General features: G+C 68.4%; 26 protein-coding genes. 15 read left to right on the top strand and 11 right to left on the bottom strand.

The annotated features are described in order from the left end of the window. Positions 1-78: 78 nt before the first annotated feature. From OG558_RS11595 to pknB, 6 genes are all read left to right on the top strand, one after another. Positions 79-906 carry an FhaA domain-containing protein gene (locus OG558_RS11595; protein ID WP_405070213.1) on the top strand — a complete coding sequence of 276 codons (828 nt, stop codon included), beginning with the start codon at positions 79-81 and terminating at the stop codon, positions 904-906. A 10-nt stretch (positions 907-916) separates the two neighbouring features. Continuing rightward, positions 917-1,399, top strand: coding sequence for an FHA domain-containing protein (locus tag OG558_RS11590; RefSeq protein WP_328524923.1), 483 nt, complete (start codon positions 917-919; stop codon positions 1,397-1,399). A 10-nt stretch (positions 1,400-1,409) separates the two neighbouring features. Continuing rightward, positions 1,410-2,795 (top strand): PP2C family protein-serine/threonine phosphatase, encoded by a 1,386-nt coding sequence (locus tag OG558_RS11585; RefSeq protein ID WP_405070211.1) that lies wholly within the window; start codon positions 1,410-1,412, stop codon positions 2,793-2,795. After that, on the top strand, positions 2,792-4,189 hold the full coding sequence (locus tag OG558_RS11580) for an FtsW/RodA/SpoVE family cell cycle protein (protein WP_329483202.1): 1,398 nt from the start codon (positions 2,792-2,794) through the stop codon (positions 4,187-4,189). Before OG558_RS11585 ends, OG558_RS11580 begins: the two co-directional genes overlap by 4 nt. Next, entirely contained in the window at positions 4,186-5,640 is a 1,455-nt protein-coding gene (locus OG558_RS11575; RefSeq protein WP_405070210.1) for a peptidoglycan D,D-transpeptidase FtsI family protein, read from the top strand. Before OG558_RS11580 ends, OG558_RS11575 begins: the two co-directional genes overlap by 4 nt. A gap of 112 nt (positions 5,641-5,752) precedes the next feature. Then, positions 5,753-7,597 (top strand): Stk1 family PASTA domain-containing Ser/Thr kinase, encoded by a 1,845-nt coding sequence (gene pknB, locus OG558_RS11570; RefSeq protein WP_329483200.1) that lies wholly within the window; start codon positions 5,753-5,755, stop codon positions 7,595-7,597. A 57-nt stretch (positions 7,598-7,654) separates the two neighbouring features. On the opposite strand, the gene OG558_RS11565 is transcribed toward pknB, so the two are convergent. Next, positions 7,655-8,272, bottom strand: coding sequence for an aminodeoxychorismate/anthranilate synthase component II (locus OG558_RS11565; RefSeq protein WP_328524918.1), 618 nt, complete (start codon positions 8,270-8,272; stop codon positions 7,655-7,657). Between the two features lie 17 nt (positions 8,273-8,289). Next, positions 8,290-9,060: a DUF881 domain-containing protein gene (locus tag OG558_RS11560; RefSeq protein ID WP_329483199.1), complete on the bottom strand. Its 771-nt coding sequence runs from the start codon at positions 9,058-9,060 to the stop codon at positions 8,290-8,292. A 99-nt stretch (positions 9,061-9,159) separates the two neighbouring features. Between OG558_RS11560 and OG558_RS11555 the strand changes: the two genes are divergently transcribed. After that, the gene (locus OG558_RS11555; protein ID WP_328524916.1) at positions 9,160-9,420 is read left to right on the top strand and encodes a cell division protein CrgA; all 261 of its coding nucleotides are present in this window, start codon (positions 9,160-9,162) and stop codon (positions 9,418-9,420) included. A 183-nt stretch (positions 9,421-9,603) separates the two neighbouring features. On the opposite strand, the gene OG558_RS11550 is transcribed toward OG558_RS11555, so the two are convergent. Next, positions 9,604-10,050, bottom strand: a complete 447-nt coding sequence (locus tag OG558_RS11550; protein WP_329483198.1) for an Lrp/AsnC family transcriptional regulator — start codon at positions 10,048-10,050, stop codon at positions 9,604-9,606. A gap of 81 nt (positions 10,051-10,131) precedes the next feature. Here OG558_RS11550 and OG558_RS11545 point away from each other — a divergent pair, with 81 nt between their 5' ends. From OG558_RS11545 to OG558_RS11525, 5 genes are all read left to right on the top strand, one after another. After that, positions 10,132-10,749, top strand: coding sequence for a PQ-loop domain-containing transporter (locus OG558_RS11545; protein ID WP_405070209.1), 618 nt, complete (start codon positions 10,132-10,134; stop codon positions 10,747-10,749). A gap of 47 nt (positions 10,750-10,796) precedes the next feature. Next, entirely contained in the window at positions 10,797-11,405 is a 609-nt protein-coding gene (locus OG558_RS11540; protein ID WP_405070208.1) for a hypothetical protein, read from the top strand. A gap of 75 nt (positions 11,406-11,480) precedes the next feature. Then, complete coding sequence (locus OG558_RS11535) at positions 11,481-12,005, top strand: EXLDI protein (protein ID WP_405070207.1); 525 nt, start codon at positions 11,481-11,483, stop codon at positions 12,003-12,005. Between the two features lie 133 nt (positions 12,006-12,138). Next, positions 12,139-13,098, top strand: a complete 960-nt coding sequence (locus tag OG558_RS11530; RefSeq protein ID WP_329483194.1) for an ATP-binding cassette domain-containing protein — start codon at positions 12,139-12,141, stop codon at positions 13,096-13,098. Next, positions 13,095-13,886: an ABC transporter permease gene (locus OG558_RS11525; protein WP_329483193.1), complete on the top strand. Its 792-nt coding sequence runs from the start codon at positions 13,095-13,097 to the stop codon at positions 13,884-13,886. The genes OG558_RS11530 and OG558_RS11525 overlap by 4 nt, the downstream gene beginning before the upstream one ends. Here OG558_RS11525 and OG558_RS11520 read toward each other — a convergent pair. From OG558_RS11520 to sigJ, 3 genes are all read right to left on the bottom strand, one after another. Then, the gene (locus OG558_RS11520; protein ID WP_328524911.1) at positions 13,883-14,563 is read right to left on the bottom strand and encodes a pyridoxamine 5'-phosphate oxidase family protein; all 681 of its coding nucleotides are present in this window, start codon (positions 14,561-14,563) and stop codon (positions 13,883-13,885) included. The two genes, OG558_RS11525 and OG558_RS11520, sit on opposite strands and share 4 nt — an antisense overlap. A 54-nt stretch (positions 14,564-14,617) precedes the next feature. Next, on the bottom strand, positions 14,618-15,790 hold the full coding sequence (locus tag OG558_RS11515; protein WP_405070206.1) for an NAD(P)/FAD-dependent oxidoreductase: 1,173 nt from the start codon (positions 15,788-15,790) through the stop codon (positions 14,618-14,620). A gap of 93 nt (positions 15,791-15,883) precedes the next feature. Beyond that, on the bottom strand, positions 15,884-16,828 hold the full coding sequence (gene sigJ / locus OG558_RS11510; protein ID WP_405070205.1) for an RNA polymerase sigma factor SigJ: 945 nt from the start codon (positions 16,826-16,828) through the stop codon (positions 15,884-15,886). 18 nt (positions 16,829-16,846) lie between these two features. Between sigJ and OG558_RS11505 the strand changes: the two genes are divergently transcribed. After that, positions 16,847-18,232 carry a PLP-dependent aminotransferase family protein gene (locus OG558_RS11505; protein WP_405070204.1) on the top strand — a complete coding sequence of 462 codons (1,386 nt, stop codon included), beginning with the start codon at positions 16,847-16,849 and terminating at the stop codon, positions 18,230-18,232. 147 nt (positions 18,233-18,379) lie between these two features. Here the strand turns inward: OG558_RS11505 and OG558_RS11500 are convergent, their stop codons facing one another. The 5 genes from OG558_RS11500 to OG558_RS11480 all read right to left on the bottom strand — a co-directional run bounded on the left by OG558_RS11500 (position 18,380) and on the right by OG558_RS11480 (position 23,927). Next, positions 18,380-18,754, bottom strand: a complete 375-nt coding sequence (locus OG558_RS11500) for a helix-turn-helix domain-containing protein (RefSeq protein ID WP_405070203.1) — start codon at positions 18,752-18,754, stop codon at positions 18,380-18,382. Then, positions 18,751-19,155, bottom strand: coding sequence for a hypothetical protein (locus OG558_RS11495; RefSeq protein ID WP_405070202.1), 405 nt, complete (start codon positions 19,153-19,155; stop codon positions 18,751-18,753). Before OG558_RS11495 ends, OG558_RS11500 begins: the two co-directional genes overlap by 4 nt. Before the next feature lie 132 nt (positions 19,156-19,287). Beyond that, positions 19,288-20,190, bottom strand: coding sequence for a glycoside hydrolase family 43 protein (locus OG558_RS11490; RefSeq protein ID WP_405070201.1), 903 nt, complete (start codon positions 20,188-20,190; stop codon positions 19,288-19,290). A 1-nt stretch (position 20,191) separates the two neighbouring features. Then, complete coding sequence (locus OG558_RS11485; protein ID WP_405070200.1) at positions 20,192-22,420, bottom strand: family 43 glycosylhydrolase; 2,229 nt, start codon at positions 22,418-22,420, stop codon at positions 20,192-20,194. A 19-nt stretch (positions 22,421-22,439) separates the two neighbouring features. Then, positions 22,440-23,927, bottom strand: coding sequence for an alpha-N-arabinofuranosidase (locus OG558_RS11480; protein WP_405070199.1), 1,488 nt, complete (start codon positions 23,925-23,927; stop codon positions 22,440-22,442). Positions 23,928-24,053: 126 nt separating this feature from the next. On the opposite strand from OG558_RS11480, the gene OG558_RS11475 reads away from it, so the two are divergent. Further along, positions 24,054-25,052, top strand: a complete 999-nt coding sequence (locus OG558_RS11475) for a LacI family DNA-binding transcriptional regulator (RefSeq protein WP_405070198.1) — start codon at positions 24,054-24,056, stop codon at positions 25,050-25,052. A 235-nt stretch (positions 25,053-25,287) separates the two neighbouring features. Then, entirely contained in the window at positions 25,288-25,548 is a 261-nt protein-coding gene (locus tag OG558_RS11470; RefSeq protein WP_405070197.1) for a hypothetical protein, read from the top strand. Positions 25,549-25,562: the final 14 nt, after the last annotated feature.

Raw genomic sequence — 25,562 nt, 5'->3', positions numbered from 1 at the left:
CGATACGATCGATCGTCGTACCCGGTGTGTCCGCCTCGACCGGTGGACTTTTGGTGTACCGACCATGGAGGAGGAGGCGTGCGACCGCTGCAGCGCTTCGAGCGACGCCTGGAGGGCATTGTGAGCGGTGTCTTCGCGCGTGCGTTCAAGGGCGACGTCGAGCCGATCGAGCTGGCGGCGGCGCTCAAGCGTGAGATCGACAACACCGCGCGGATCCTGTCCCGGGACCGGCGGCTGGTGCCGAATCACTTCACCATCGAGCTCGGCCCGGGCGACTTCGAACGCCTGAACGCCTACGGCCGGACCCTCAACACCGAGCTTGCGAACGAGCTGCGCGACCACGCCGACATCCAGCGGTACACGTTCTCCGGGCCGATCGAGATCGAGCTGACCCAGCAGGACGAGCTGCCGACCGGTAAGTTCCGGGTGGTCAGTGCCACGGTCGGGACGCCGCAACGGCGGCAGCCCCCGGCCTACGAGCAGCAGCCCTACCAGCAGGAGCCCTACGTGCCGCCGAGCGACGGCCAGACGGTCATGCACAGCACCCCGCCCCCGCAGCAGCCCCCGCGCAGCGGGCACCCGCAGGTGATGCTCGAGGTGAACGGCCGGCGCCGCCCGGTCAACCCGCCCGGCGTCGTGCTCGGCCGCGGCACCGACGCGGACATCCAGATCAACGACCCCGGTGTGTCCCGGCGGCACGCGGAGATCCGGCTGATGCCGGAGGGCCCGGGCGGGATCCGGGTGGTCCTGGTCGACCTGGGCTCCACCAACGGGACCCTGGTGAACGGCCGGCGCAGTACCGAGGCCGAGCTGGTCGACGGCTCGACCGTGCGGATCGGCAACACGACGATGACGCTGCGTCTGGCGGACGAGCCGATCGCCCAGCCGCCGAGCAGCGGGTGGTGATTGAAGCTCCATGTCGGAACTGACCCTGACCCTGATCAAACTGGGGTTCCTGGCCCTGTTGTGGATGTTCGTCCTCGCGGTGCTGTCCGTGATCAGGTCCGACCTGTTCGGTGCGAAGGTGGACAGCCGGGCCGCGGCCGCCGTCGTACCGCAGAACACCCGGACGCCGAAGACCACCAAGCCGGTGAAGAAACGCAAGGGGCTGCCCGGCTCGGTGACGATCGCGGACGGCCCCCAGGCCGGTGTCGGAGCGACCCTGGTCGACGAGCCGGTGATCATCGGTCGCGGCTCGGACTGTCAGATCCGGCTGGATGACGACTACTCTTCCACCCGGCACGCGCGGCTGTTCCAGTCCGAGGGGCAGTGGTGGGTCGAGGACCTCGGCTCCACCAACGGCACGTACCTGGACGGCCAGCGGGTGACCCGCCCGGTGCCGGCCGAGATCGGCGGCTCGATCCGGATCGGCCGGACGACGCTGAACATCGCGAAGTAGGCCTGCCTCGATGACCCTGTCGCTCGACTACGCCGCACTGTCCGATGTCGGACGAGTGCGGCGCAACAACGAGGATTCGGCGTACGCCGGTCCGCACCTGCTGCTGCTCGCCGACGGGATGGGCGGTGCGGCGGCCGGTGAGGTGGCCAGCGCGGCGGCGGTCCAGGTGATCCGGCGGCTGGACACGACCGAGATCAGCGGCGACGACATGATCGAGGCGCTGGCCGGCGCGGTGCACCGGGCGAACGAGCGGCTGTCCGAGCTGGTCGAGGAGGACCCCGAACGCGAGGGGATGGGTTCGACCGTCACCGCGCTGATGTTCGACGGCCAGCGACTCGGCCTGGCGCAGCTCGGCGACTCCCGCGCGTACCGGATGCGGGACGGGCAGCTCTATCAGCTGAGCCACGACCACACGTTCGTGCAGTCGCTGGTGGACGAGGGCCGGATCTCCCAGGAAGAGGCCTTCACCCACCCGCACCGCAACCTGATCCTGCGGGTGCTGGACGGCCGGCCGGACTCCGATCCGGACTTGGAGATCCTCGACGTCCGGGCCGGCGACCGGCTGCTGCTGTGCAGCGACGGGCTGCCCGACTACGTGAGCGACGAGGTGATCTCGGCCTCGATGGCCGACGGTACGCCGGACTCCGTCGTGGTGGAGCTGATCACCCACGCCCTCGAGGCCGGGTCCAACGACAACGTCACGTGTGTCGTGGCGGACGTGGTCGAGACGGAGCCGTCGAGCGGCATCACGCCACAGCTCGTCGGCGCCGCCGCGGAGCTGGCGCAAGGCGGGACCGGCCGCCCCGAGCCGACGATCGGCGTACGCGTCGGTGAAGGCTCCGATGGGGGCGGTCACACCAGTGGGCTCGACCCGGAGGAGTTGCGGTACGCGCCACGCCCCCCGAAGCGTTTCCCCTGGCTGCGGCGGATCGCCGTACTGGTCGTCATTCTCGGCCTGATCGGTGGCGGCGCCTGGTTCGCCTACAGCTGGACGCAGAAGCAGTACTACGTCGGCACCGACGGCGACTACGTGGCGATCTTCAAGGGTGTGGAAGCCGACATCCCGGGACTGACGCTGTCGAACGTGTACGAGCGGCAGACACTGCAGGTGGACAAGCTGCCGACGTACAGCCGGGAGCAGGTGGAGGGCAACATCCAGGCCGACAACCTGGCCGGCGCGCGGACGATCGTCAGCGAGCTGCAGCGGACCGCCGACGAGTGCGCCAAGCCGAAGCCGACCCCGACGCCCAAGCCGAGCACGCCGCCGGTGTCGAAACCGCCGGCGTCCACGCCGCCCAAACCGCCGGCGACGATTCCTGCGACGCATCCGTCCACCACGCCGTCCACGACACCGAGCGCACCGGTCGACCCGGACGACTGTGACGGGGTTCGATGAGCATCGCCTCGACCTCGGTCATCCAGATCATCCCGCGCACCCGCCGTGGGGTGGAGTTGGTGCTGCTCATCATCGCGATCGGCGTCTCCGTCGCCGCGTACGTGAACATCGGCATCACCGTCCAGGACAAGGTGCCGGCCAGCACCGGGTACTACGCGGCCGGGATCAGCCTGCTCGCCGTGATCGCCCACCTCGCGCTGCGCTATCGAGCGCCGTACGCCGATCCCGTCCTGCTGCCGTGTGCCGTGCTGCTGAACGGTCTCGGTGTCGCGATGATCCACCGCATCGACCTCGGTCTGGCCGCGGTCGCCGAGGCGAACGGCCGGACCCCGAAGCCGGCCGCCGCACCGCAGCAGATCACCTGGACCGCGGTCGGCGTTGTGCTGTTCCTCGTGGTGATCCTCGTGATCAGAGATCACCGCCGCCTGCAGGCCTTCACCTACACCGCCGGACTGGCCGGTCTGGTGCTGCTCGTACTGCCGCTGATCCCAGGCCTCGGCGTCAACCTGAACGGCGCGCGGATCTGGATCCGGCTGGCCGGCATGTCGTTCCAGCCCGGTGAGTTCGCGAAGATCTGCCTGGTCGTGTTCTTCGCCGGCTATCTGGTGGTCAAACGCGACGTACTCACGCTGGCCGGGCACAGGTTCCTCGGGCTCGACCTGCCGCGGGCGCGTGACCTCGGGCCGATCCTGATCGCCTGGTTCGTCAGCTTGGGCGTCCTGGTGTTCGAGAGTGACCTCGGGTCGTCCCTGCTGTTCTTCGGCCTGTTCCTGCTCCTGCTGTACGTGGCGACCGAGCGGGCCGGCTGGCTGATCATCGGCGGCCTGCTGTTCATCGGCGGTGCGTACTTCGCCTACGTGGCCTTCGGCCACGTGCACAAGCGGATCACCGACTGGCTGGACCCGTTCTCGATCGACGGCGGTCAGGTAGCCAACGGCCTGATGGGTCAGGCCTGGGGCGGCATCCTCGGCCGCGGACTCGGCCAGGGCCGGCCGGAGATCACCCTGTACGCCAACAGCGACATGATCATCTCCTCGTTCGCCGAGGAGCTGGGCCTGACCGGGCTGATCGCGATCATCCTGATCTACACGCTGATCGTCGAGCGTGGCCTGCGGACCGCGCTCGGCTGCCGGGACGTCTTCGGCAAGCTGCTGGCGACCGGTCTGGCGATGTCGTTCGCGCTGCAGGTGTTCGTGATCGTCGGCGGTGTCACCGGGCTGATCCCGCTGACCGGTCTGGCCACTCCGTTCATGGCCCTGGGCGGTACGTCGCTGGTCGCGAACTGGGCGATCATCGCGCTGCTGCTGCGGATCAGCGACCAGGCCCGGCGGCCGCAGACCCCGGCCGCTTTCGTGTCCGACGAAACGATCGCCATGGTGGTGCAGAAGCAGTGAACTCAGCGATCCGACGACTGGCCGTGGCGGCGATCATCCTGATGCTGGCCCTGATGGCGAACTCGACGTACCTGCAGGCCTTCCGGTCTAACGAGCTGAACGGCCGCAACGACAACCGCCGGGTGCGCGACTCGCAGTTCTCGGTCAACCGGGGCCCGATCCTGATCGGGAGTACGCCGATCGCCCAGAGCAAACCGACGAACGACCGGTTCAAGTACCAGCGCTCCTACCCGGCCGGGCCGACCTACGCTCCGGCGACCGGGTTCTACTCGTACCTGTTCGGCCGCAGCGGGATCGAACTGACCAGGAACTCCGAGCTGAACGGCTCCGATCCGTCGATGGCGTTCCGCCGAATCATCGACGTGATCAGCAACCGGCCACAGCAAGGCGGCAGTGTCACGCTGACCCTGAACGCGGCGGCCCAGCAGGCCGCCTACGACGGTCTGGCCGGGAAGACCGGCGCGGTGGTGGCGCTGGAGCCGAAGACCGGCCGCGTGCTCGCGATGGCGACCAGGCCGTCGTACGACCCGAATGTGCTGGCCTCGCACGATCTGAACAAGGTCGGCGCCGCCTGGAAGAAGCTGAACGCCGACAAGGACAGGCCACTGTCCAACCGAGCGGTCCAGGAGCTCTACCCGCCTGGCTCGACGTTCAAGCTGGTCACCGCCGCCGCGGCGCTCTCGAGCGGCAAGTACACGCCGGAGACCAAAGTGAACTCGCCGGCCGAGCTGCCATTGCCGCAGACCACTGTCCCGCTGGTCAACGAGGACCTGAAGAACTGCGGCGGGAGCAACAACGCGACCCTGACGATCGCGCTGCGGTACTCCTGCAACACCGCCTTCGGCAGCGTCGGCCTGAACCTCGGCCCGGACGCGCTCCGCGAGCAGGCGGCCAAGTTCGGCTTCGGCGACCGTCCGCTGGACGAGGTGCCCGGTGTGGCCACGAGCCAGTTCCCGGGCGACCCGAACCAGCCGCAGACCGCGCAGTCCGCGATCGGCCAGTTCGACGTCCTGGCCACTCCGCTGCAGATGGCGATGGTCTCGGCGGGGATCGCGAACAAGGGCGAGGTGATGAAGCCCTACCTGGTCCAGAGCGTGAAGACGGCGGACCTGAAGACAGTGTCGGAGACCAAGCCGGAGACGCTGCACCAGGCGGTCACCCCGGAGGTCGCGGCCCAGTTGACCACGATGATGGTCGACGTGGTGAACAACGGCACCGGGCGGCCCGGCCAAATCAACGGCATCCAGGTGGCCGGCAAGACCGGTACGGCACAGACCTCGAAGGAACGCCCGCCGTTCGCCTGGTTCACCGCGTTCGCGCCGGCCAACGACCCGAAGGTCGCGGTGGCGGTGTTGATCGAGGACGCGAACATTCCCCGCAACGACATCGCCGGTGGCACCTTGGCGGCACCGATCGCCAAGAAGGTGATGGAGGCGGTGCTGGGGCAATGAGCACGATACGGAATGATGCCGTCACAGCGCGTCTTTCCAACGGGGCTCCACGTGTGGCGGCCGCTACCGTGGGCAAATTGAGTGTTTCCGGACAGGTTGGAAGGCTGAGGTCATGACATCGCAGGCACGTCTCGTCGGCGGCCGATATGAAGAAGGCGAACCGCTCGGCCGCGGCGGCATGGCCGAGGTCCGCAGGGGTGTGGACAACCGGCTCGGCCGGTCCGTCGCGATCAAACGACTCCGGGTCGATCTGGCCAGCGACGCCACCTTCCAGGCCCGATTCCGCCGGGAGGCCCAGTCGGCCGCCTCGCTGAACCACCCGACCATCGTGTCGGTGTACGACACCGGCGAGGAGCCGGACCCGAACGGATCCGGCGTCACCATCCCGTACATCGTGATGGAGTTGGTGACCGGCAAGACGCTGCGGGACCTGATCCGCGAAGGCCGCAAGATCATGCCGGAGCGCGCCCTGGAGATCACCTCCGGTGTGCTCGAGGCGCTCGACTACAGCCACCGGGCCGGCATCGTGCACCGCGACATCAAGCCCGGGAACGTGATGCTGACCCCGCAGGGTCAGGTCAAGGTGATGGACTTCGGCATCGCCCGCGCGGTCGCCGACACCTCGTCCACGATGACCCAGACCGCGGCCGTCATCGGCACGGCGCAGTACCTGTCGCCCGAGCAGGCCCGCGGCGAGACCGTGGACGCCCGCTCCGACCTGTACTCGACCGGCTGCCTGTTGTACGAACTGCTCACCGGCCGGCCGCCGTTCGTCGGTGAGTCGCCGGTCTCGGTGGCCTACCAGCACGTCCGGGAGCAGCCGCTGCCGCCGTCGTCGTTCGACCCGGACATCCCGCCGGAGGTCGACGCCGTCGTCCTGAAGGCGCTGGCGAAGAGCCGCGAGGAGCGGTACCAGAGCGCGTCGGAGATGCGCCAGGACATCCACCGGGTGCTGGCCGGCCAGCAGGTGACCGCGCCGATGGCGCCGGTGGCCGCGATGTCGGAGACCCGGGCGATGGCCCCGACCGCCGTCGCGGCGGCCGCTGCGACCCAGGCGTACCGGCAGTCCGGGGACGACGACCTGCTGCCCCCGGGCGGCGACGACCTCGACGATCAGGACTCCCGGTCCCGGCGCAACCGCGGCCTCGCCTACTTCCTGCTCGGCCTGGCCATCGTCGCGGTCGCGGTCGGCGCGTACGCCCTGTTCACCAACCTCGGCAACAACAACGGTGGGGCTACGGCGACCAACACGCCGCCGGCGAAGGTCGCCGTACCGGATGTGAGTGGCAAGTCGGTGGCCGACGCGACTGCGTTACTCGCCGACAAGGGCCTGAAGCTCGCAGTGGGACCGGCGGAGACCAGCGACACGGTCGGCCGCGGCTCCGCGATCCGGCAGACCCCGGAAGCGGGGATCGAGGCCGACCAGGGTTCGACGGTCACCGTGGTGTTCTCGTCCGGGCGGAGTGCGTTCCCGGTGCCGGATGTGATCGGCAAGTCGGAGAACGCGGCCCGCAAGGCGCTGGAAGGCACGGCCGGGAACTTCAAGGTCAAGGACGCGACGGTCAAGCAGGACAGTTCGGAGAAGGAGGGGACCGTGCTCGCGGTCAGCCCGGACCCGAACGGACAGTACCCGTCGGGCCAGGAGTTCACGCTGACCGTGTCCAGCGGCAAGGAGCAGGTGGAGGTCCCCAACGTCGTCACCCAGGTGCAGGACGACGCGGCCGCCACCCTGAAGCAACTCGGCTTCCGGGTCGGCTACACGTCCGGCGTCGACCCGAGTGCTCCCGATCAGACGGTGCTCCAGCAGAGCGTGAAGGGCGGCACCAAGGCGCCGAAGGGCAGCTTGATCACGCTGACGATCAACAACCTGCCGCAGAACTCGCCGCCGCCGAGCCAGCCGACCGACACTCCGTCGAGCACGCCCACGGACACGCCACGGATCACCATCGGCGGCTGAGCACCGTAGGCACGAAGAAGCCTCCCGCGGGGTCCGCGGGAGGCTTCTTTTCTTGGGTCAGCTGACGATCGGGGCCAGACCGGCGGAGCGGGCGACCGCGTCGGGGTCGCCGCAGATGGCCAGCCAGTTGGCCAGCATCCGGTGGCCACCCTCGGTCAGCACCGACTCGGGGTGGAACTGCACGCCCTCGACCGGGCGGTCGCGATGCCGGGCCGCCATGATCACGCCGGCCTCGGTCCGGGCGGTCACCTGCAACTCGTCCGGCACGGTGTCCTGCGCGATCGCGAGCGAGTGGTACCGGGTTGCGGTGAACGGCGACGGGAGTCCGGCGAGCACACCGGCGCCCTCGTGGAACACCTGGCTGGTCTTCCCGTGCAGCAACTCGTCCGCGCGCCCGACGACACCGCCGTACGCGACGCCGATCGCCTGCAGGCCGAGGCAGACACCGAAGATCGGGACCTCGCCGCCCTTCTCCTTCACGATGTCCACGCACGCGCCGGCCTCTTCCGGCGTACCCGGTCCGGGGGACAGCAGGACGCCGTCGTACTCGGAGACCTGGTCAGGGGTGACCTCGTCGTTGCGCAACACGGTGGTGTCGGCCTGCAACTGCTGCAGGTACTGAACCAGGTTGTAGACGAAGGAGTCGTAGTTGTCGACGACAAGGATCCGCAGCATGCGGACCATTGTGACAGCTAACGACCGGTCGTAGTCGGGCTGGCCGAGGGAGTGTGCTCGAAGCCGGGGACCGTCGCGCTCTGCAGGTCCAGCGTGCCCTCGTACGCCGGCATCTGGATCGAGGACTCGTTCTTCACCTCGTACCCGAGCTGGAACTTCACCACGTAGTCCTGCAGGTTCTCGATGTACTGCGAGTCGTCCAGCGCCTGCTGCAGCTTCCGCCGGTCGCCGATCGCGGTGATCCGGTACGGCGGCAGGTACGGGACGCCGTGCAGGACGACGGAGTTGCCGACGCACTTGATCCCGGTGGTGGAGATGACCCGCTGGTTCTGGATCGACATGGCCTCGGCGCCGCCGGCCCAGAGTGCGTTCACCACGGCCTGGATGTCCTGCTGGTGGATGACCAGCCAGTTCTCGTCCACGTCGGGGTTCTCCTTGACCACCTCGGGCGGTGCGTCCTGGAGGGTGACGGTGAGTCCGGGCCCGGTGACCGGCCTCGTCCCCACCTGCTCGGACAGATCGTCGAGCTGCTTGGCCAGCTTCGGGTCGATCGATCCCTGCTGCGCCTGCAGGGTTTCGATGTCGTGGGTCAGCGCCGCGTGCTGGCGGACGAGGGTCGCGCTGCGCCGGCTCTGTTCCTCCACGAGCCCGGCAAGCGTAGTGTTGCGACTGGGCCGCAGGTCGGTGCCCCGGGCGTTGGTGGCGCTGGTCGCGAACAGCAGACCGGCGCACAGCAGCGCCAGCGGCGCCCCCACCCGCCACAGCGAAATACGCCTCAACCTACGCACCCGTGATCTCCGTGTTCCTCTCTGCACTACGCTAACCCGGGACCGGACCCCTACAGGTCCTCAGCGGTCAGCTTATGCGTCCTTACAAGGAGTTCAGTCGTGCCCGAGTCGAGCAGTCGCAACAAGAAGAAGACCGAGAAGGTCAAGGCGGAGAAGACGCCGAAGAAGCCGCGCACCACCAGTCGCGCGTGGGTGGCGCCGCTGATGCTTGCCTGCTGGCTGCTCGGTCTCGCCTGGCTGGTCGTCTTCTACGTGGCCGGCCAGGACATCCCGGTGATGGACAAGCTGGGCAACTGGAACCTGCTGGTCGGCATGGGCCTGATCGCCGTCGGCTTCGTCGTCTCGACCCAGTGGGTCTGATCCCGGCGCGGGTGCACGGCTGAGAATCACAGCGGTGGAGTTGTCCACATCCGTATCCCCAGCTGTGCACACCATTTTCGCGAAGTTATCCCCACCTGATCCCCGAGTTCTCCACCGAATCTGGCGAAAACTCGCCCCAATCTGTGGATAACTGAGGTTTGAGCCGATCAGTTTCCACACCGTTCACGTAGGCAGCGGGCGGTTGTCCACGACCTTCTTCATCACGATCGTCGACGTCATCCGCTGCACCCCGGGCAGCCGGGCCAGCCGTTCGTCACGCAACCGCTGGAACGCCGCGATGTCCGCAGTCGCCACCCGGACGAAGTAGTCCGGCTCCCCGAACAGCCGCTCGGCCTGCACGACCTCCGCGATCTCCGCGAGCCCGGCCTCGAACGCGGCCACCGATTCCTCCCGGTCCATCGTCACCGCGAGCAGCACCTCGAACCCGTGGCCGACCGCGGCCCCGTCGATGACGGCCCGATATCCACAGATCACCCCGGACCGCTCCAGCTCCCGCAGCCGGCGATGACACGGCGCCGCGCTCAGCCCGATCCGCTGAGCCAACTCGGTCACCGTCAGCCGGCCCTCCGCCTGGAGCACCGCAAGGATCTTCCGGTCGATCGCATCCACGGCAAGGATTCTATCCCGGAGCGCCTCAACAGAGCATGAATTCGCACGATATGGTCGCGGACTCAGCCGTAATCTTGCGCCATGCTCGACTTCCTGCCGATCGCCGCTGCCGTTTTCGGGATTCCGCAGTACCTCCCGCAGATCCTCAAGCTCCGCCGGACCGGCGACACGGCCGGCGTCTCCTGGTCCTGGGCGACGCTGACGAGCATCAACAACGCCGCCTGGTTCGGCTACTTCATGGCCTCGGGCTACTGGTCCGCGAGCCTGCCGTCTACCGCCGCCAGTGTCCTGGCCGGCACGGTCTCGGTACTACTGGTACGACGTGGCGCGGTGAATCGGCGTGCGATCGGCTGGATCTGCGCCTGGGCTGGGCTGCTCGTAGCCGCCACCGTCCTCGGCGGGCGGCTCGGCTTGGGCACGCTGCTCGCCGCGGCCTCGATCGTCCAGGTGACGCCTTCCCTGTGGACGGCGTACCGGACCGCTCACCCGACCGGGATCTCGCAGGGCACCTGGGCGCTGGTCTTCGGCGAACTGTCGTGCTGGTTGACGTTCGGCCTGTGGAAAACCGATCCCCGCTTGATCACCCTCGGCGCCATCGGCGTCCTCGCCAGCCTCTTGATGCTGGCCCGGGCACGTCGCGCCGGCCACCCGTCGGCGATCAGGACAACGGGCGTCGACGAGGTGCAGCCGCAGGCGTAGCTTCGAAATGACCGCAGCGACCTGGGGGACACAGGGAGGGTCGCACTATGTTCGTTCAGGTCATTCAGGGACAGGTCACGGACGCCGAGCAGGCGCACGCCGCGTTCGATCGGTGGATGGAAGAACTCGCACCCGAGGCGACCGGCTGGCTGGGGACCACGGCCGGCGTCACCGAGGACGGCCTGCTCATCGCACTCGCACGCTTCGACTCCGCCGACGCCGCACGGCGCAACAGCGAGTCGGCGGCGCAGGACAAGTGGTGGCACGAGTTCTCGTCGGTGCTCAGCGGCGAAGCCACCTTCCACGACACCGACGACGTGGAACTCGACCTGCACGGCGAGCCGGACTCGGCCGGTTTCGTCCAGGTGATGCAGGGCCGGGTGACGAACCCCGAGCGAGCCCGGGCGTTGATGGCCCAGAACCCGGAAGAGTGGGCTGCGTTCCGGCCCGACTCCGTCGCCAGCATGTCCGCGATGTACGACGACGGCGGCTTCACGACGGCGATGTACTTCACCTCCGAGGTGGCCGCCCGGGAAGGTGAGCGGAAGGAGCTTCCGGAGAACCTGAAGCCGATGATGGACGAGCTGAACTCGCTCGACGCCGAGCCGACGACGTTCTTCGACCTGAAGCAGCCCTGGTTCTACTCGCCGAGCTGATCCACCTCTACGTAGAGATATATGTAGACATCTGCGTAGCCTTCTGCGTATAGTTCTACGTAGGAGGAGTCAAGGATGCCCAACAAGACGATCTACGTGTCGGACGACGACCTGCCGCTGTACAAGCGGGCGCAGGAGCTGGCCGGGAACCTGTCCTCGGCGATCTCGATCGCGCTGCGCAAGTACGTCGAGCTGGAGGAAGGGCGGCTCGAGGGGTACGACGAGATCACCGTGCGGGTGGGCCGGGGCGCCGGTCGCAAGCAACGGTTCTCCGGCGTACTGCTCGCCGAGGGCGGCCGGGCCAGCAAGTCGGGTTACGAGGCCTTCAAGGTCTACCGGAGCCGGACGGGCAAGTTCGTGCTGCACGCGGACCGCCGCAACCAGTACATCGTCGGCGCCGACGACGAGCGGTACCTGTCCGGATGGCGCTCCTGGGTCGGCAACTGGAGCAGTGACCAGTCCTGGAGCATGGCCCAGGGCGAGGCGACGCTGGACGTCGTCGACACCATCGAGGAACTGCGCGAGCTGGTCCCCGAGGACCTCTACGAACTGGTCGAGGAAGCCGCCGGCCAACCCGCGGTGGAGGACCTCGACATCTAGTCCCCTCAACTGAACACACCTGATCCGGGGCCCGGCCGGCCGGCTGGATCAGTGCGCCCTGAACCTCCTCCCGAAGACCCTTCAGCCACCTGGGTCAGGTTCACCCTGCCCGAAAACATCCGAGGAAGAAATCATGTCAGCAGCGATCGACGTCCGTGGACTGCGCAAGTCGTACGGCGAGAAACTCGTGCTCGACGGCATCGACCTGAACGTTGCCGAAGGCACCATCTTTTCCCTGCTCGGCCCGAACGGCGCCGGCAAGACCACCGCGGTGCAGATCCTGTCCACCCTGATCACCGCCGACGCCGGCGAGATCCGGGTGGCCGGCCACGACCTGCACGCCGAACCCGAAGCGGTCCGCGCCGCGATCGGCGTCACCGGCCAGTTCTCCGCGGTCGACGGTCTGCTCACCGGCCGGGAGAACCTGATCATGATGGCCGACCTCTACCACCTCGGCCGCCGCGAGGCGCGCCGCCGGGCTGACGAACTGCTGGAGCGGTTCGACCTGGTCGAGGCCGGCCCGAAGACGGCGATGACGTACTCCGGTGGTATGAAGCGGCGGCTCGACCTGGCGATGACGCTGGTCGGCGACCCGCGGATCATCTTCCTGGACGAGCCGACCACCGGCCTCGACCCGCGCAGCCGGCACAGCATGTGGCAGCTGATCCGGGAACTGGTCGCCGGTGGCGTCACGGTCTTCCTGACCACGCAGATCCTGGAGGAAGCCGATCAGCTCGCCGATCGGATCGCCGTACTGGACCATGGCCGATTGGTTGCCCAGGGCACCCCGGAGCAGCTGAAGCGGCTCGTGCCCGGTGGACACATCCGGTTGCGGTTCACGTCGCCGGAGGCCTTCACACTGGCCGGTCAGGTCCTGCCCACCGCGGTGCCGAACCACGAGTCCCTGGTCCTGCAGGTGCCGAACGACGGCAGCGTGCACGCGCTGCGCGCCCTGCTGGCCCGGATGGACGACGCCTCCCTCGAGGTGGACGAGCTCACTGTCCACACGCCCGACCTGGACGACGTGTTCTTCGCCGTTACCGGTCAACCCACCGCTCACGAGAACACCGACGAGAAAGTGACGAGCAAATGAGCACCGCGTCCTACCAGTTGGCAGACACCGCCACGATGCTGCGGCGCAACCTGCGGCACGCCCAGCGCTACCCCGGCCTGTCCCTCGGCGCCCTCGGGATGCCGGTCATCATGTTGCTGCTGTTCGGCCTCGTCTTCGGCGACACCTTCTCGGCCGGCCTCGGCGGGGCGAGTGGCTTCGACTACATCGACTTCCTCACCCCGGGCATCCTGCTGATGTCCATCGCGTCCGGGACCATGTCGCCCGCGGTCGGCGCTGCGATGGACGTGACCGAGGGCATTGTCGCGAGGTTCCGGACGATGGCGATCTTCCGGCCCGCCGTGCTGGCTGGACACGTACTGGGCAACGTGATCGTGACGACCGTCAGCCTGGCCCTGGTGGTCGGCTTCGCCGTCCTGATCGGGTTCCGGCCGAACGCGTCGGTCACCGACTGGCTGCTGGCGATCGGACTGCTGGTGGCGCTGACCTTCGCCCTCACCTGGTTCGCGATCGCGCTGGGTCTGAAGAGCAAGACAGCGGAGGGGGCGAGCAACATCGTCCTGCCGATCAGCCTGCTGCTCCCGTTCCTGAGCAACACCTTCATCCCGCTGGAGTCGATGCCGAGCGGCATCCGCTGGTTCGCGGAGTACCAGCCGTTCACCCCGATCATCGACACCTTGCGGCATCTGTTGCTCGGCGCCCCGGTCGAGAAGGGCACCGGCTGGCTCGCCCTCGCCTGGTGCGTCGCGATCGCCCTGGTCGGCTACTTCTGGGCACAAAAGAGCTACAACAAGGGGACCGTCGCCTAAGAAGGTGCGCCTAGGAGGTTCGCGCGGGTGCGGATGTGTGCGGGCACCAGCAGGTCGCAGTCGGGGTTGTTCTCCGGTACGCCGGCCACGACGTGGAGCGGGATCACGCCTGTCCAGTAGGGCAGGTCGAGGTCCTGCTCCTCGTCGTTGGCGGGTCCGGAGCGGGTCTTCACCGAGGCCTCGGTCAGCGACAGGGCGAGGACTGAGGTCTTCGCCAGTTCCTTGCGGTTCGGCGGGCGGGTGGCGGAGGACCGGCCGGGCACCAGATGGTCGACGATCCGGTTGAGGCCGTGCAGTTTCTCGTCGGGGTCGGTGATCAGCCGCGGTACGCCGAAGACGACCGCCGAGCGGTAGTTCACCGAGTGGTGGAACGCCGACCGGGCCAGCACCAGACCGTCCGCGTGCGTGACGGTCACGCAGACGGTCTGCTCCGGCGCCGCGACCACACTGCGCGCCGCGACCGAGCCGTGCAGGTACAGCGTCCCGTCGGGTCCACGCTCGAGATCCACGCCGTACGCCGTTGGCAGCACCAACGGATCGCCGTCCACCACGACGCCCAGGTGGCAGAACATGCCGTCGAGCAGAACGTCGTACAGGACTTGGCGATCGGTCGCGGCGCGTTCCTTCGAGCGTCGCAGGGAGGTGCGGGCGGTCGGCTGGAGCGGCGTAGTGGTCATGCAACCAGACTCACGCCGCGAGTGGCATGGTGGCACGGTCCATTCCGGCTCGAATCAGGTAGTCCATTCGTGTACCCCGACGGCGACGTGGCGGCGCCGGGTCGGCATCCCGAGCATCGGGTTGGCGACATGCCAGGCGGCGCCTTTGCAGATCAGCTCCTTGTAGACGGCGGCGAACCGTCCGGTCAGCGCCGCGTTGACGGCGCGGTCGTCGGTGGTGACGTACTGGATCAGGCCTTCCGTGCGGCCCAGCGAGATGCACTGGTTGAAGTAGAAGAGCGGCGCGTGCGGAAGCTTCCCGCCGGTCAGCAGCGCCACGATGGAGTCGGCGGCCTGCCACGCCATCGGCTGCCCCGAGGCACACGACATCCGCAGCGGCTTGTTCTTCGCGCCCATCGCGAAGGCCGCGTCGCCGATGGCGTACACGTCGGGGTGCGAGACCGAGCGCATCGTCGCGTCGACCACGATCCGGCCGGTGTCGGTGACCTCGAGGGCGGTCGCGGCCACGATCGGGTGCACTGCGAAGCCCGCGGTCCACACGGTGACCGCGGCCGGGATCGTCGTACCGTCGGCGGTGGTGACGTGGTCGGCCTCGACGCCGGTCACGGCCGCGCGCTCGTGCACGGTGATGCCGAGCTTGCCGACGACCTTCCGCAGGTGTCGGCGGCCCTTGGGTGAGAGCCAGTCGCCGAGGCCGCCACGGACGGCGAGGGCGATGTCGAGGTCCGGGCGGGCGTCGGCGATCTCGGTCGCGGCCTCCAGCCCGGTGAGTCCACCGCCGACGACGGTCACGGTCTGCCCGGCGTCCAGCTGGGTCAGGCGCTCACGCAGCCGAAGCGCTCCGGCGCGGCTGGCGAGTTCGTACGCGTGCTCTGCGGTGCCGGGGACGCCTTGGGCGTCCCAGCCGCTGCCGAGTGCGTAGACGAGGGTGTCGTACTCAAGCTCCTCTGCGCCGCCGTCGACGGTGACGGTCTTGCGGTCAACGTCGACCCCGGTAACCGTCGCGAGCTTCAGTAAGACGCCGGTGCCCGCGAACATCTCACTGAGCGGCCTGGGCTTGAGGTCCTGGCCCGTCGCCAACTGGTGCATGCGGACCCGCTCCACGAAGTCGGGTTCAGCGTTGGCGAGGGTGACGGCGACCTCCTCGCGGTGCAGCCGCTTGGCGAGCCGCCCGGCGGCGATCGCTCCGGAGTAGCCGGCTCCGAGGACGATGATGCGGTGCTGCATATCCGTACTCCTGTCTGCTGCGGGTTCGCCCCTTGAACCGGGCAGCCCGCCGTTTCCTGACAGGAACGCGCTGTGAAGCACCTCACAGCATGGTCAGAAAGCCTCGAACAGCGGTTCCCCGTGGTCGGTGGCCGCGAACCGCTCGGTCGCGCGGGCCAGCTTGTCCGGGTTGGCCTGGCTGAGGAACGCGGCGATGCCGTCGGCGGTGACCTCCAGACACATCACGCCGACGACGTCGCCCTTCACGACCACGACGACCGCTGGGTCGCCGTTGGCGGTCCAGGCGTAGATCTCCGGCGTACCGCCGAGCCAGACGCGCTTGGCCTCGGCGGGCTTGAACACGCCGCGCAGGAAGCGCGCGACCGCGAGCGCGCCCTCGGTCGCCTTCGCGCGAGCCGGAACCTTCCCGCCGCCGTCGCCGATCGAGATCGCGTCCGCGGTGAGCAGCCGCGTGAGCGGCTCGGTCCGGCCGCTGGTGGCGGCCGCGAGGAACTCCTCGACGATCCGCCGGGCAGCGGTCGCATCGACCTCGGTGCGGGCCTTCCCGTCCGCGATGTGCTGCTTGGCCCGGTGATAGGTCTGCTGGCTGGCGGCCTCGGTGACGTCGAGGATCTCGGCGATCTCCCGGTGTGGGTACTCGAAGGCCTCGCGCAGTACGTAGACGGCCCGCTCGTTCGGGGACAGACGCTCCATCAGGGTGAGTACGGCGTACGAGATCGACTCGCGCTGCTCGGCGGTGTCGGCCGGACCGAGCATCGGGTCGCCGACGAGCAACGGCTCGGGAAGCCACTGCCCCACATAGGTCTCGCGCCGCGCCCGGGCCGAGGCGAGCTGGTTGAGGCACAGGTTGGTGAGCACCTTCGTCAGCCAGGCCTCGGGGACCTCGATGCGGTCGAGGTCGGCGGCCTGCCAGCGCAGGAACGTCTCCTGGACGGCGTCCTCGGCCTCGCCGGCAGCGCCAAGCAGGCGATACGCGATGGCCTCGAGACGATGCCGAGACGCCTCGAACCGGTCGATGTCCGCCGCGGTCAGGGCCATGCTGCGATCCTAGCTTTCGTGGAAAGCTCGCTGCCGCTGACGATCGATCGCGCCGCCGGTCTGCCGCTGCACCTGCAGCTGGCCGAGCAGTTCCGGGCCGCGGTCCTGGACGGCCGGCTCCAAGCCGGTCACCGGCTCCCGTCCACCCGCGACCTCGCCAGGGATCTGTCCGTGTCCCGGTCCGTGACGCAGGCGGCTTACGACCAACTCCATGCCGAAGGCTGGATCGAGGGCCGCACCGGCGCCGGCACCTTCGTGACGGACGTCGTACCGCTGCAGCCCGCCGTACGCCGGCGAGCGGCACACCGGCCGGATCCCGGCACCAGGCTCCTCACTCTGCGACCGGGCATCCCATACATCGCCCCGACGCCTGACCCTGGCTGGCGCCGCGCGTGGCGGGAGGTGTCGACACAGTCGCCGCCGCCCGGGTACGACGATGCCGCCGGCCTCCCAGCGCTCCGCGCTGCGTTGGCCGATCACGTCGGCCGGGTCCGCGGGATCGCGTGCGGACCGGAGAACGTCCTCGTCACCAACGGCACCATTCACGGCCTCCGATTGCTCCTCACCGTCACCCGTCGACCGGGCGACCGGATCGCGATCGAGGACCCCGGCTACCTCAACGCGGTCGTCGCCGCCCGCGATCACCAGCTCGAGATCGTCGACGTGCCGGTGGACGAGGACGGCCTGCGGGTGGCCGCGCTGACCGACGTACCCGCCGTCTATGTGACGCCGTCGCACCAGTACCCGCTCGGCGGCCGGCTACCCGTTGCCCGACGCAACGAACTGATCCGGTGGGCACGCCGGACCGGGGCGACGCTGATCGAGGACGACTACGACAGCGAGTTCCGGTATGACGTCGCGCCGCTGCCAGCACTGGCCCAACTGGACCTGGATCGCGTCATCCACCTAGGCACCCTGTCGAAGACCCTCAGCCCGGCGCTCCGCCTCGGCTGGCTGGTCGCATCCGAACAGACTGTCGATCGCCTGGCCACCTTCCGCGCCGAGTCCGGCGACTGGCCCGGCTGGCCCATGCAGGCGGCCCTACTGGCCATGCTCCGCGACGGCTATCTGGACCAGGCCGTCCGCCGCGGCCGCCGTCTCTACGCCGAACGCCGTACCCACACCTGCGCCGTCCTCTCCCCGTACGGCCAAATCATCGGCCAGGACGCCGGCCTCCACATCACGCTCCTGCTACCCAACACCACCGACGACTTGCAGCTCGCCGCCGCGGCCCGGCAGGCCGGAGTGGTCGTGGCGCCATTGTCCGAGTACCGCCGTACGACGCCTGGCCCGCCCGGCCTGGTCATCGGCTACGCAACGCCATCCACCCCCGACTTACACGATGCCCTAACCACCCTGACCCAGGTCCTGGACCATTTCACCGGCCACCGAAGCCCGGACTGACCTGGCCGGAGGCCCGCCGGCCCTCGAGCTCCAGAGCGCGGCCGATCCCTCCACGGCCGCCCCACCGCCCGAGCAGCCAACGCAACCGCGCCCGCTACCAGTCATCACACCTACCTAGATGCGAGACCAGCCGAAAAGGTTGCGCCCCTACGCCGAGCGCGACTCGCGGAACTGGTCGAGATCCAGCTCGACCTCCACGCCGTTGAGCACCGCAACAATGCGAGGATGCTCCGCGCCGGTCGCGTGCAGGTAGTCCGCCAGCGTCGACAGGAGCATGTCACTTCGCCGCTCGAGCCGGGAAACAACCGCCTGCCCGACTCCAAGCTTCTCAGCGACCTCGACCTGAGTCAGATCACTGGCTCGACGGATCATGGCAAGGTTTTCGGCATAGACCCGATCCATCTCCCGCGCCTCGACCTCGACCTCGGCAACACCGGCCGCGATCTCCGGCCGAGCCAGCAACTTGTCGAGCCGCTCATTGCCACGAACGAACGTCCTCCGACCTGACTTGCGACTGGTCATGACCGTCCTCTCATCGCTTCTCGTTTCCATTGGTCGATGAGACCGTCAGCGCGACCGCCGACGGAGTTGTAGAACGCATCGCCGATGCGCGCCTTGTCGCCTGCGAACAGCGCGACGACCACGGTGTCGGAGTCTGGTGGAAACCAGCAGATGAGCCGCACAGCAACGCCGGCCCGGTAAGGATGCGAGACCCGCCAGAGGGCGTACCGCTTCGATTGCCGTATCCATCGCAGCGTCGCCGTCTCCGTGTCACGGGTGGGTGGTTCCTTGAGTTCCTGGAGATGCTTGAGCGCTGCGGTGACCAAGATGAGGACCTGCTTCGCGTGCGCCTCTCCCTTCTCAACCCGAGCCTCGAGGTCATCGAGCCAGACATCGAAGTCAGCCGGCCAGTCAATCTTCACAGGCCAGACTATGACATCCGCGTCATATGACTCTCAAATCATATCGGATGCCGTCGGCGCAGGCCATTGCTTTGCTGGAACCGTTACCTTCTTCGGTCAGACCGGGTTTGGGTAGCCGGTCGCGGGGGTTGTTTACGGGTGGGTTGGGTTGTTGTGGAGGGGTGGTTGTACGGCGGGGGTGTCGTCGGTCCAGGTGAGTTCGGAGAGCCACATGGTGCGGCCGGTCGGGTCTGTGCCTGGGGCGGATGGGTTCCAGGCGTGGTAGACGAACCAGTCGCTGTCGGCGACATGGAGGACCATGTTGTGGCCGGGGCCGGCGGCGTCGGGAGAGGTGCGCAGGATGGGGTCGCCGGACTTGGTGCACGTGCCGGTTGGTGACTCGCACAGCGCGTGGCCTACGGCGTACCCCGCTTTGTCGAAGGCGTTGGCGGAGTAGAAGAGGTGGAACTTGCCGTTGCGTTCGACCATGTAGGGGGCCTCGACCAGGTTGCCTTCCCAGGGGAGGGTTTGCTTGATCAGGCGGTGGGTCGGGCCGACGAGGGTCAGACCGTCGGCGGAGAGTTCGGAGGCGTAGATCCAGGTGTCGACGCCGATCGCGTTGCCGTCGTCCTTCCAGTACAGCCAGCGTTTACCGGCCGAGTCCTGGAACGGCGACGCGTCGATCGAGCCGCCCTCGTCCACCTGGTTGATCAGGGGTGAAGGCGATTTGTCGACATATGGACCTTCGGGTCTCGACGCCACCGCGACCCCTATCGCCTGCCGGCCCGAGGCAGTGTCGGCGGACGTGTAGTACATGACGTACCGGTCCGCGGCGTGGGCCGCGACCTCCGGCGCCCACACCCGGCCCGGCGCGGTCCACGGCGCGAGCGCGGGGAGCGCATCGCCGACCGGCTCCCACGAGACCAGGTCCGGCGACGTCAGCGTCTGCACGTTGCCGAGCGGCCCATTGGTCGCGAACGCGTAGTACACGTTGTCTACGGCAACAACCTGCGGGTCCGCGAAGTTGTTGCCGTAGACCGGATTGGTGAAACCCATCTCACTCGCTTTCGTAGAAGCGCAGGTAGTCGAAGGTGGCGACGGGTGGTGGGTTCGCGCCGGTGGATTCACCGTGCGCGTACAAGCCGATCCTCGCCTGAGCGGGCAGCACCCACGACGCGCCCCACGTCCAGTTCGTCCCGTCCACCGAAGTCCCCGCGCGGTACACATGCTCGCCCGCTGCGTTCTTGTGGTACGCGAGCCGCATCCACAGCGTCGGCGCCGACCGTCCGATCGCGGCCGCACCATACGAAGTCGCACCGTCCGACGGCCGCGCCACCAACTCACGCCCGTACTCCGTCTGCCGGGTCTTCCAGATCGACACGTTGCCGAGTCGCGCGAAGTCGCTGTCGTTCAGATACGCGACCATCCCGGCCTGTTGATAGTTGCGGACATCATCGACACCAGTGTCGAGGTGCAACTTGGTCTCCGCGATCCAGCTGTCGACGGCCGGCGTGGTGTGGAACAGCAGCCCGGCGTTGTTCGCGGCACCGACCAGGTCCGCGTTCTCCAACGGCCACGACAACTTGCCGTCGGCAACAACTGCGGCGGAGTCCTGGCGCACCCACGACCAGTCCGCGCCCAGTCCACCATCGAACTCGTCCCCGGCCAGCAGTTTCCCGGTCCGCGGTACATCGGCCATCCGTCGTACCGGCGGTGCCACCGGACGCACAGTCAGGTTGTCCACCTCCGCCGACCCGACCCACCGCACCGGCGCGGACCCGAGCTTCAGACCGGGTACGGCGAGCTGCGCCTCGGCGTACACATCACCCAGACCCGCGTCGTTCAACCGCGCACTCACGGTAGAGCCGGAGACCTGGACACTCAGCTTGTTCCACTGCGTCCGATCGAAGTCCGCGGGCAGCGGCGCCGATGCGGTACTTCGACCAGCCGCGATGCTGACCTTGTCAGTAGAGACCGTGACGACGACCGCAGCACCTCCGAGCACCGTGGTGAACGAAGAGCCGAGACGAACATCGGCCTCGACACGCAACGATCCGCCAGGAGCGGGCTTGCGAGTCTGCGCAGCATCCGAGATCGCAGCGGTTGCGCCGCCAAGTGCATCGCCAGGCTTCTGCTGAGCGCCGAGCAGGCCGCCGGCCGGGTCGGTGGAGTCGATACCCAGCCCGGATCCCGTCGTCGGCGCGGGCACCGGGCCGTCGGACGGACCGAGCCCGGCCCGCGTCCGCGGCCAGCCGTCGATCCAGTCGATCCGATCGATCAGCATCGGCCGACGGTTGATCCCGAACGGGTCGGTCAGCCACGGCGTACCGCGATCAATCGCGTGGTAGACGATGTGGTCCTGCCCGGCCGCGTCGGTGATGAACGCATGGTGGCCCGGGCCGATCCATTTGTTGCCGTTCTGCGTGATGACCGTCGTACCGCCCACGCGCGAGTCGGTGAGAGCGGCACCGTCCGCGTCGACGAACGGCCCCCGGGGAGACCGCGATCGCCCCGCGAAGACGGAGTACCCGGTGGTCGGGCCGGCGCAGCAGTTCATCGACGAGCCCATCAGGTAGTACCAGCCGTCGCGGTAGACGACGTACGAACCCTCGTACCTGTCGCCGATCGTCACCTGAGTCGGCGAGCCGACCGCATGCATACCGTCGGGCGAGAGTTCGGTGACGGAGATGCCACCGTAGAAGCCGCCGTAGTACAGGTACCGCTTGCCGTCGGCCGCGGTGAGAAGGGCCGGGTCGATGGTGCCGAAGTAGCCACCGGCACCGTCAGGCCGCGGCGCGACCACCGGGCCGTCGCTGGCGGTCCAGGGCCCCGCCGGCGTCGGGGCGGTCGCGACACCGATCGCCGGGTCACCGCCTGGGTTGGCCGCCGTGTCGGTGACGGTGAAGTACATGACATACCGGCCGCCGAAGTACCGGATGTCCGGCGCCCAGAAGAAGGACCCGGGCGCAGCCCAGGCCGGCTTGGTCTGGTCGTTGAAGACGGTGCCGAGGTACTCCCACGAGCTGAAGTCCTTGGTCCGGGCCATGTGCATCAGCCCGAACGGGCCGTTGGCAACCAACGGATCCGACGTGGCGTACGCGTACCAGTAGCCGTCCCGGCCCTGGATGATCGACGGGTCGGCGAACGTATCGGCGAAGGACGACGAGATGGCGTTCGTCATCGTCACCACGGGTGCTGCTGTCGCGGCCGAGGTACCGGCGGCTACCGCGGCCACGGCCAGCGCTGCGGCCAGGAGTTTCTTGACTGCGTTGAACTCTTTGGGCACGGGCGGGTCCCCTCTCGAATCAACGGTGCAGGCGGATCAGATGCCACGACGCCGGCGGCAGCGTGGCGGTACAGGTGCCGTTGACGACCTCGGTGCCGTCGACCGCGCGCGGCACCACGCGGTCCGGATCGTCGGCGGTGTTCACCGCGAAGCGGTCGTCGTCGTACAGGGCGATGTGTTCGATCAGTCGCAGGCCGAGCGGGATCTCCAGGTCGACCTTGTCGGTCTCGCTCCGGTTCACCACGAAGATCGCGGTCTCCCCGGTCTTCTCGTCGTACGTCGCTGTGCTCCACAGCGCCGGGATCCGGCCGAACCGGGCGGTGTCGATCTCCGGCCCGCCGGTCACCGCGGTCTGCAGCACGGTCGGACCGGCGTACCGCGCGGTCAGCGCGAACGGGTGGAAGATGGTCTGCCGCCACGCGCGACCGCCGGGCTCGGTGCGGATCGGGGCGATCACGTTCACCAGTTGCGCGAGGCAAGCGATCTTCACCCGGTCCGCGTGCCGGAGCAGCGTGATCAGCAGACTGCCGACCACCACCGCGGCGTCGACGGTGTAGCTGTCCTCGATCAGCGGACCGGCCTCGCGGATGTCGAGGCCGAGCTCTCCGGGGAAATGCTGCTGGTACCAGACATTCCACTCGTCGAACGACAGGGTGATCTCCTTGTCGCTGCGCTTCAGCGCCTTCACGTGGTCCGCGGTCGCGACCACCTCGGAGATCATCCGGTCCATCTCCTCCGACGCGGCCAGGAAGCTCGCCTGGTCACCGTCGTGCGGTTCGTAGTACGCGTGCAGGCTGATGTGATCGACGAGGTCGTAGGTGCGTTCCAGGACGACGCGCTCCCATTCGCCGAAGGTCGGCATGCCGGCGTTGCTCGAGCCGCACGCGACGAGTTCGAGCCCGGGCTCGACCCGCCGCATCGCGTTCGCGGTCTCCTCGGCCAGCCGCGCGTACTCCTCGGCGGTCTTGTGACCGATCTGCCAGGGACCGTCCATTTCGTTGCCCAGGCACCACACTTTGATGCCGTGCGGGTCCGGGTTGCCGTTCGCGACCCGGCGGTCGGGCAGTTCGGTGCCGGCCGGAAGGTTGCAGTACTCGAGCAGTTCGACGGCTTCCCTGATCCCGCGGGTGCCGAGGTTGACCGCCCAGATCGGCTCGATCTCCGCCTTCCGGGACCAGGCGACGAACTCGTCGGTGCCGAACTGGTTCGGCTCGATCGCCCGCCAGGCCAGGTCGAGCCGCCGCGGCCGCCGGTCCTTCGGCCCGACGCCGTCCTCCCAGTCGTAGTTGGAGACGAAGTTCCCGCCGGGGTAGCGAATGGTGGTGACGCCGAGCTCGCGGACCAGGTCGAGCACGTCCTGGCGGAAGCCGTCCGGGTCGGCGGTGGCGTGGCCGGGTTCGTAGATGCCGGTGTAGACGCAGCGGCCCATGTGCTCGACGAACGAGCCGAACAGCCGCCGGTCGAGCGCGCCGACCACGAACGCCGGGTCCACCACAAGCCGCGCCACAGGACCTCCCGGAGGGTCTTTACAACGTTTAACGTGGATGTCTACAACGATTGACAACCCGTGTAAAGGGTTCGCGCTGAACGGCCGTGACACACTCAGGCTCAGGCCGGTGACAGGAGGTTGGCGATGACGACCAGGCTGAGCGATGTGGCCGCGCGGGCCGGGGTGTCGGTGAAGACCGTCTCCAACGTCATCAACGACTACCCGCACATCACCGCACAGACCCGGGCCAAGGTCGAGGCTGCGATCGCCGCCCTCGACTACCGGCCCAACGTCAGCGCCCGCTCGCTGCGCAAGGGCCGGTCCGACTTCATCGCACTGGCGATCCCCGAGATGGCCTCGCCGTACTTCGCCGAACTCGGCGCCGCGATCAGCCGGGCCGCGAAGCGCCGCGGCATCACCGTGCTGATCGACCAGACCGAGGGCGAGGCCCCCGCCGAGAAGGTGGTCCTCGACGGCATGCGCGGGCAGTTGATCGACGGCATCATCTTCTCCCCGATCAGCACGTTCCCGGCCAAACTGACCGTTTCCGAAACGGGGAAGCCGCTGGTCCTGCTCGGCGAGCGACCGGCCGGCGGCCAGTTCGACCGGGTCGCGGTCAACTCGGTCCAGGCGTCGTACGACGCCACCACGCATCTGATCGCGCTGGGACGGCGCAGGATCGCGGCCATCGGCGTCGGCGGGACGAGCACCGGAGCGGTCCGGCGGAGGGGCTACCGGAAAGCACTCAAGGCGGCCGGGATCCCGCACGACCCGGCGCTCGAGCTGGCCGGGACCGGGTATCACCGGCCCGACGGCGCGGCCTCGATGCGCGAGCTGCTGGCGTTGCCGGAGCCGCCGGACGCGGTGTTCTGCTTCAACGACCTGCTGGCGCTGGGTGCACTGCGGACCCTGGCCGACGCCGGCCTCAAAGTCCCGGGCGATGTCGCGGTCGTGGGCTTCGACGATATCGAGGACGGCCGTTACCACGCGCCGTCGTTGACCACGATCTCGCCGGACAAGGAATGGCTGGCCGACAACGCGGTCGGTCTCCTGCTCGAGCGGATCGCCGGGACCGGTGAGGCTGCTCGCCGCGACCTCACCGTCCCGTACACGTTGGAGATCCGGGAGTCGACCGCTGGTTAGCAGGTGAGGTTCGCGGTCACGCTCGCGTCCCGGCCGACGGTGATCGGCCGGCTTTGATGGAGTGCCGGGCTGGATTGACGGTCGACTCGGCGCCCAGTCCTCGCCAAGCACCGTTGAGGTCGTTACCGAATCTGGCTTCCGCTCGGGTCAATTTCGGGGGAGAACCTCGCAGCCGCACCCTTCTGCCCACCGCATACGTGGGGTGGAGGGGCCAGATCAGGGGTGAACCCCGCACTTGGCCGCCGGGGGTCCGGGCCAGGTCGAGATCGAGGCCGGCCAGCCGCATGCGGTCGGCCTGCGTCGGCGTGTTGACCCGGAGCAGGTGGATCAGTTCGTCGGCCTGCTCGGCCTCCGGTCCGGTGACGGTGTGGCCCGCACGTGGCTCGCGGCGCCGAAGGCGAGGACGGCCGCGAGCGCGAGCGGAGTGATGCGGGTCCATCGGGTGGGGCGGAACACCACGACCTCCAGTCGTCGAATGGTTGCTTGTGGCAACTGAAGGCTAGCGGCCGG

This window comes from Kribbella sp. NBC_01510 (assembly GCF_045040325.1).
Classification (GTDB): Bacteria; Actinomycetota; Actinomycetes; order Propionibacteriales; family Kribbellaceae; genus Kribbella.
This window is presented reverse-complemented; position numbering and strand designations above follow the sequence as displayed.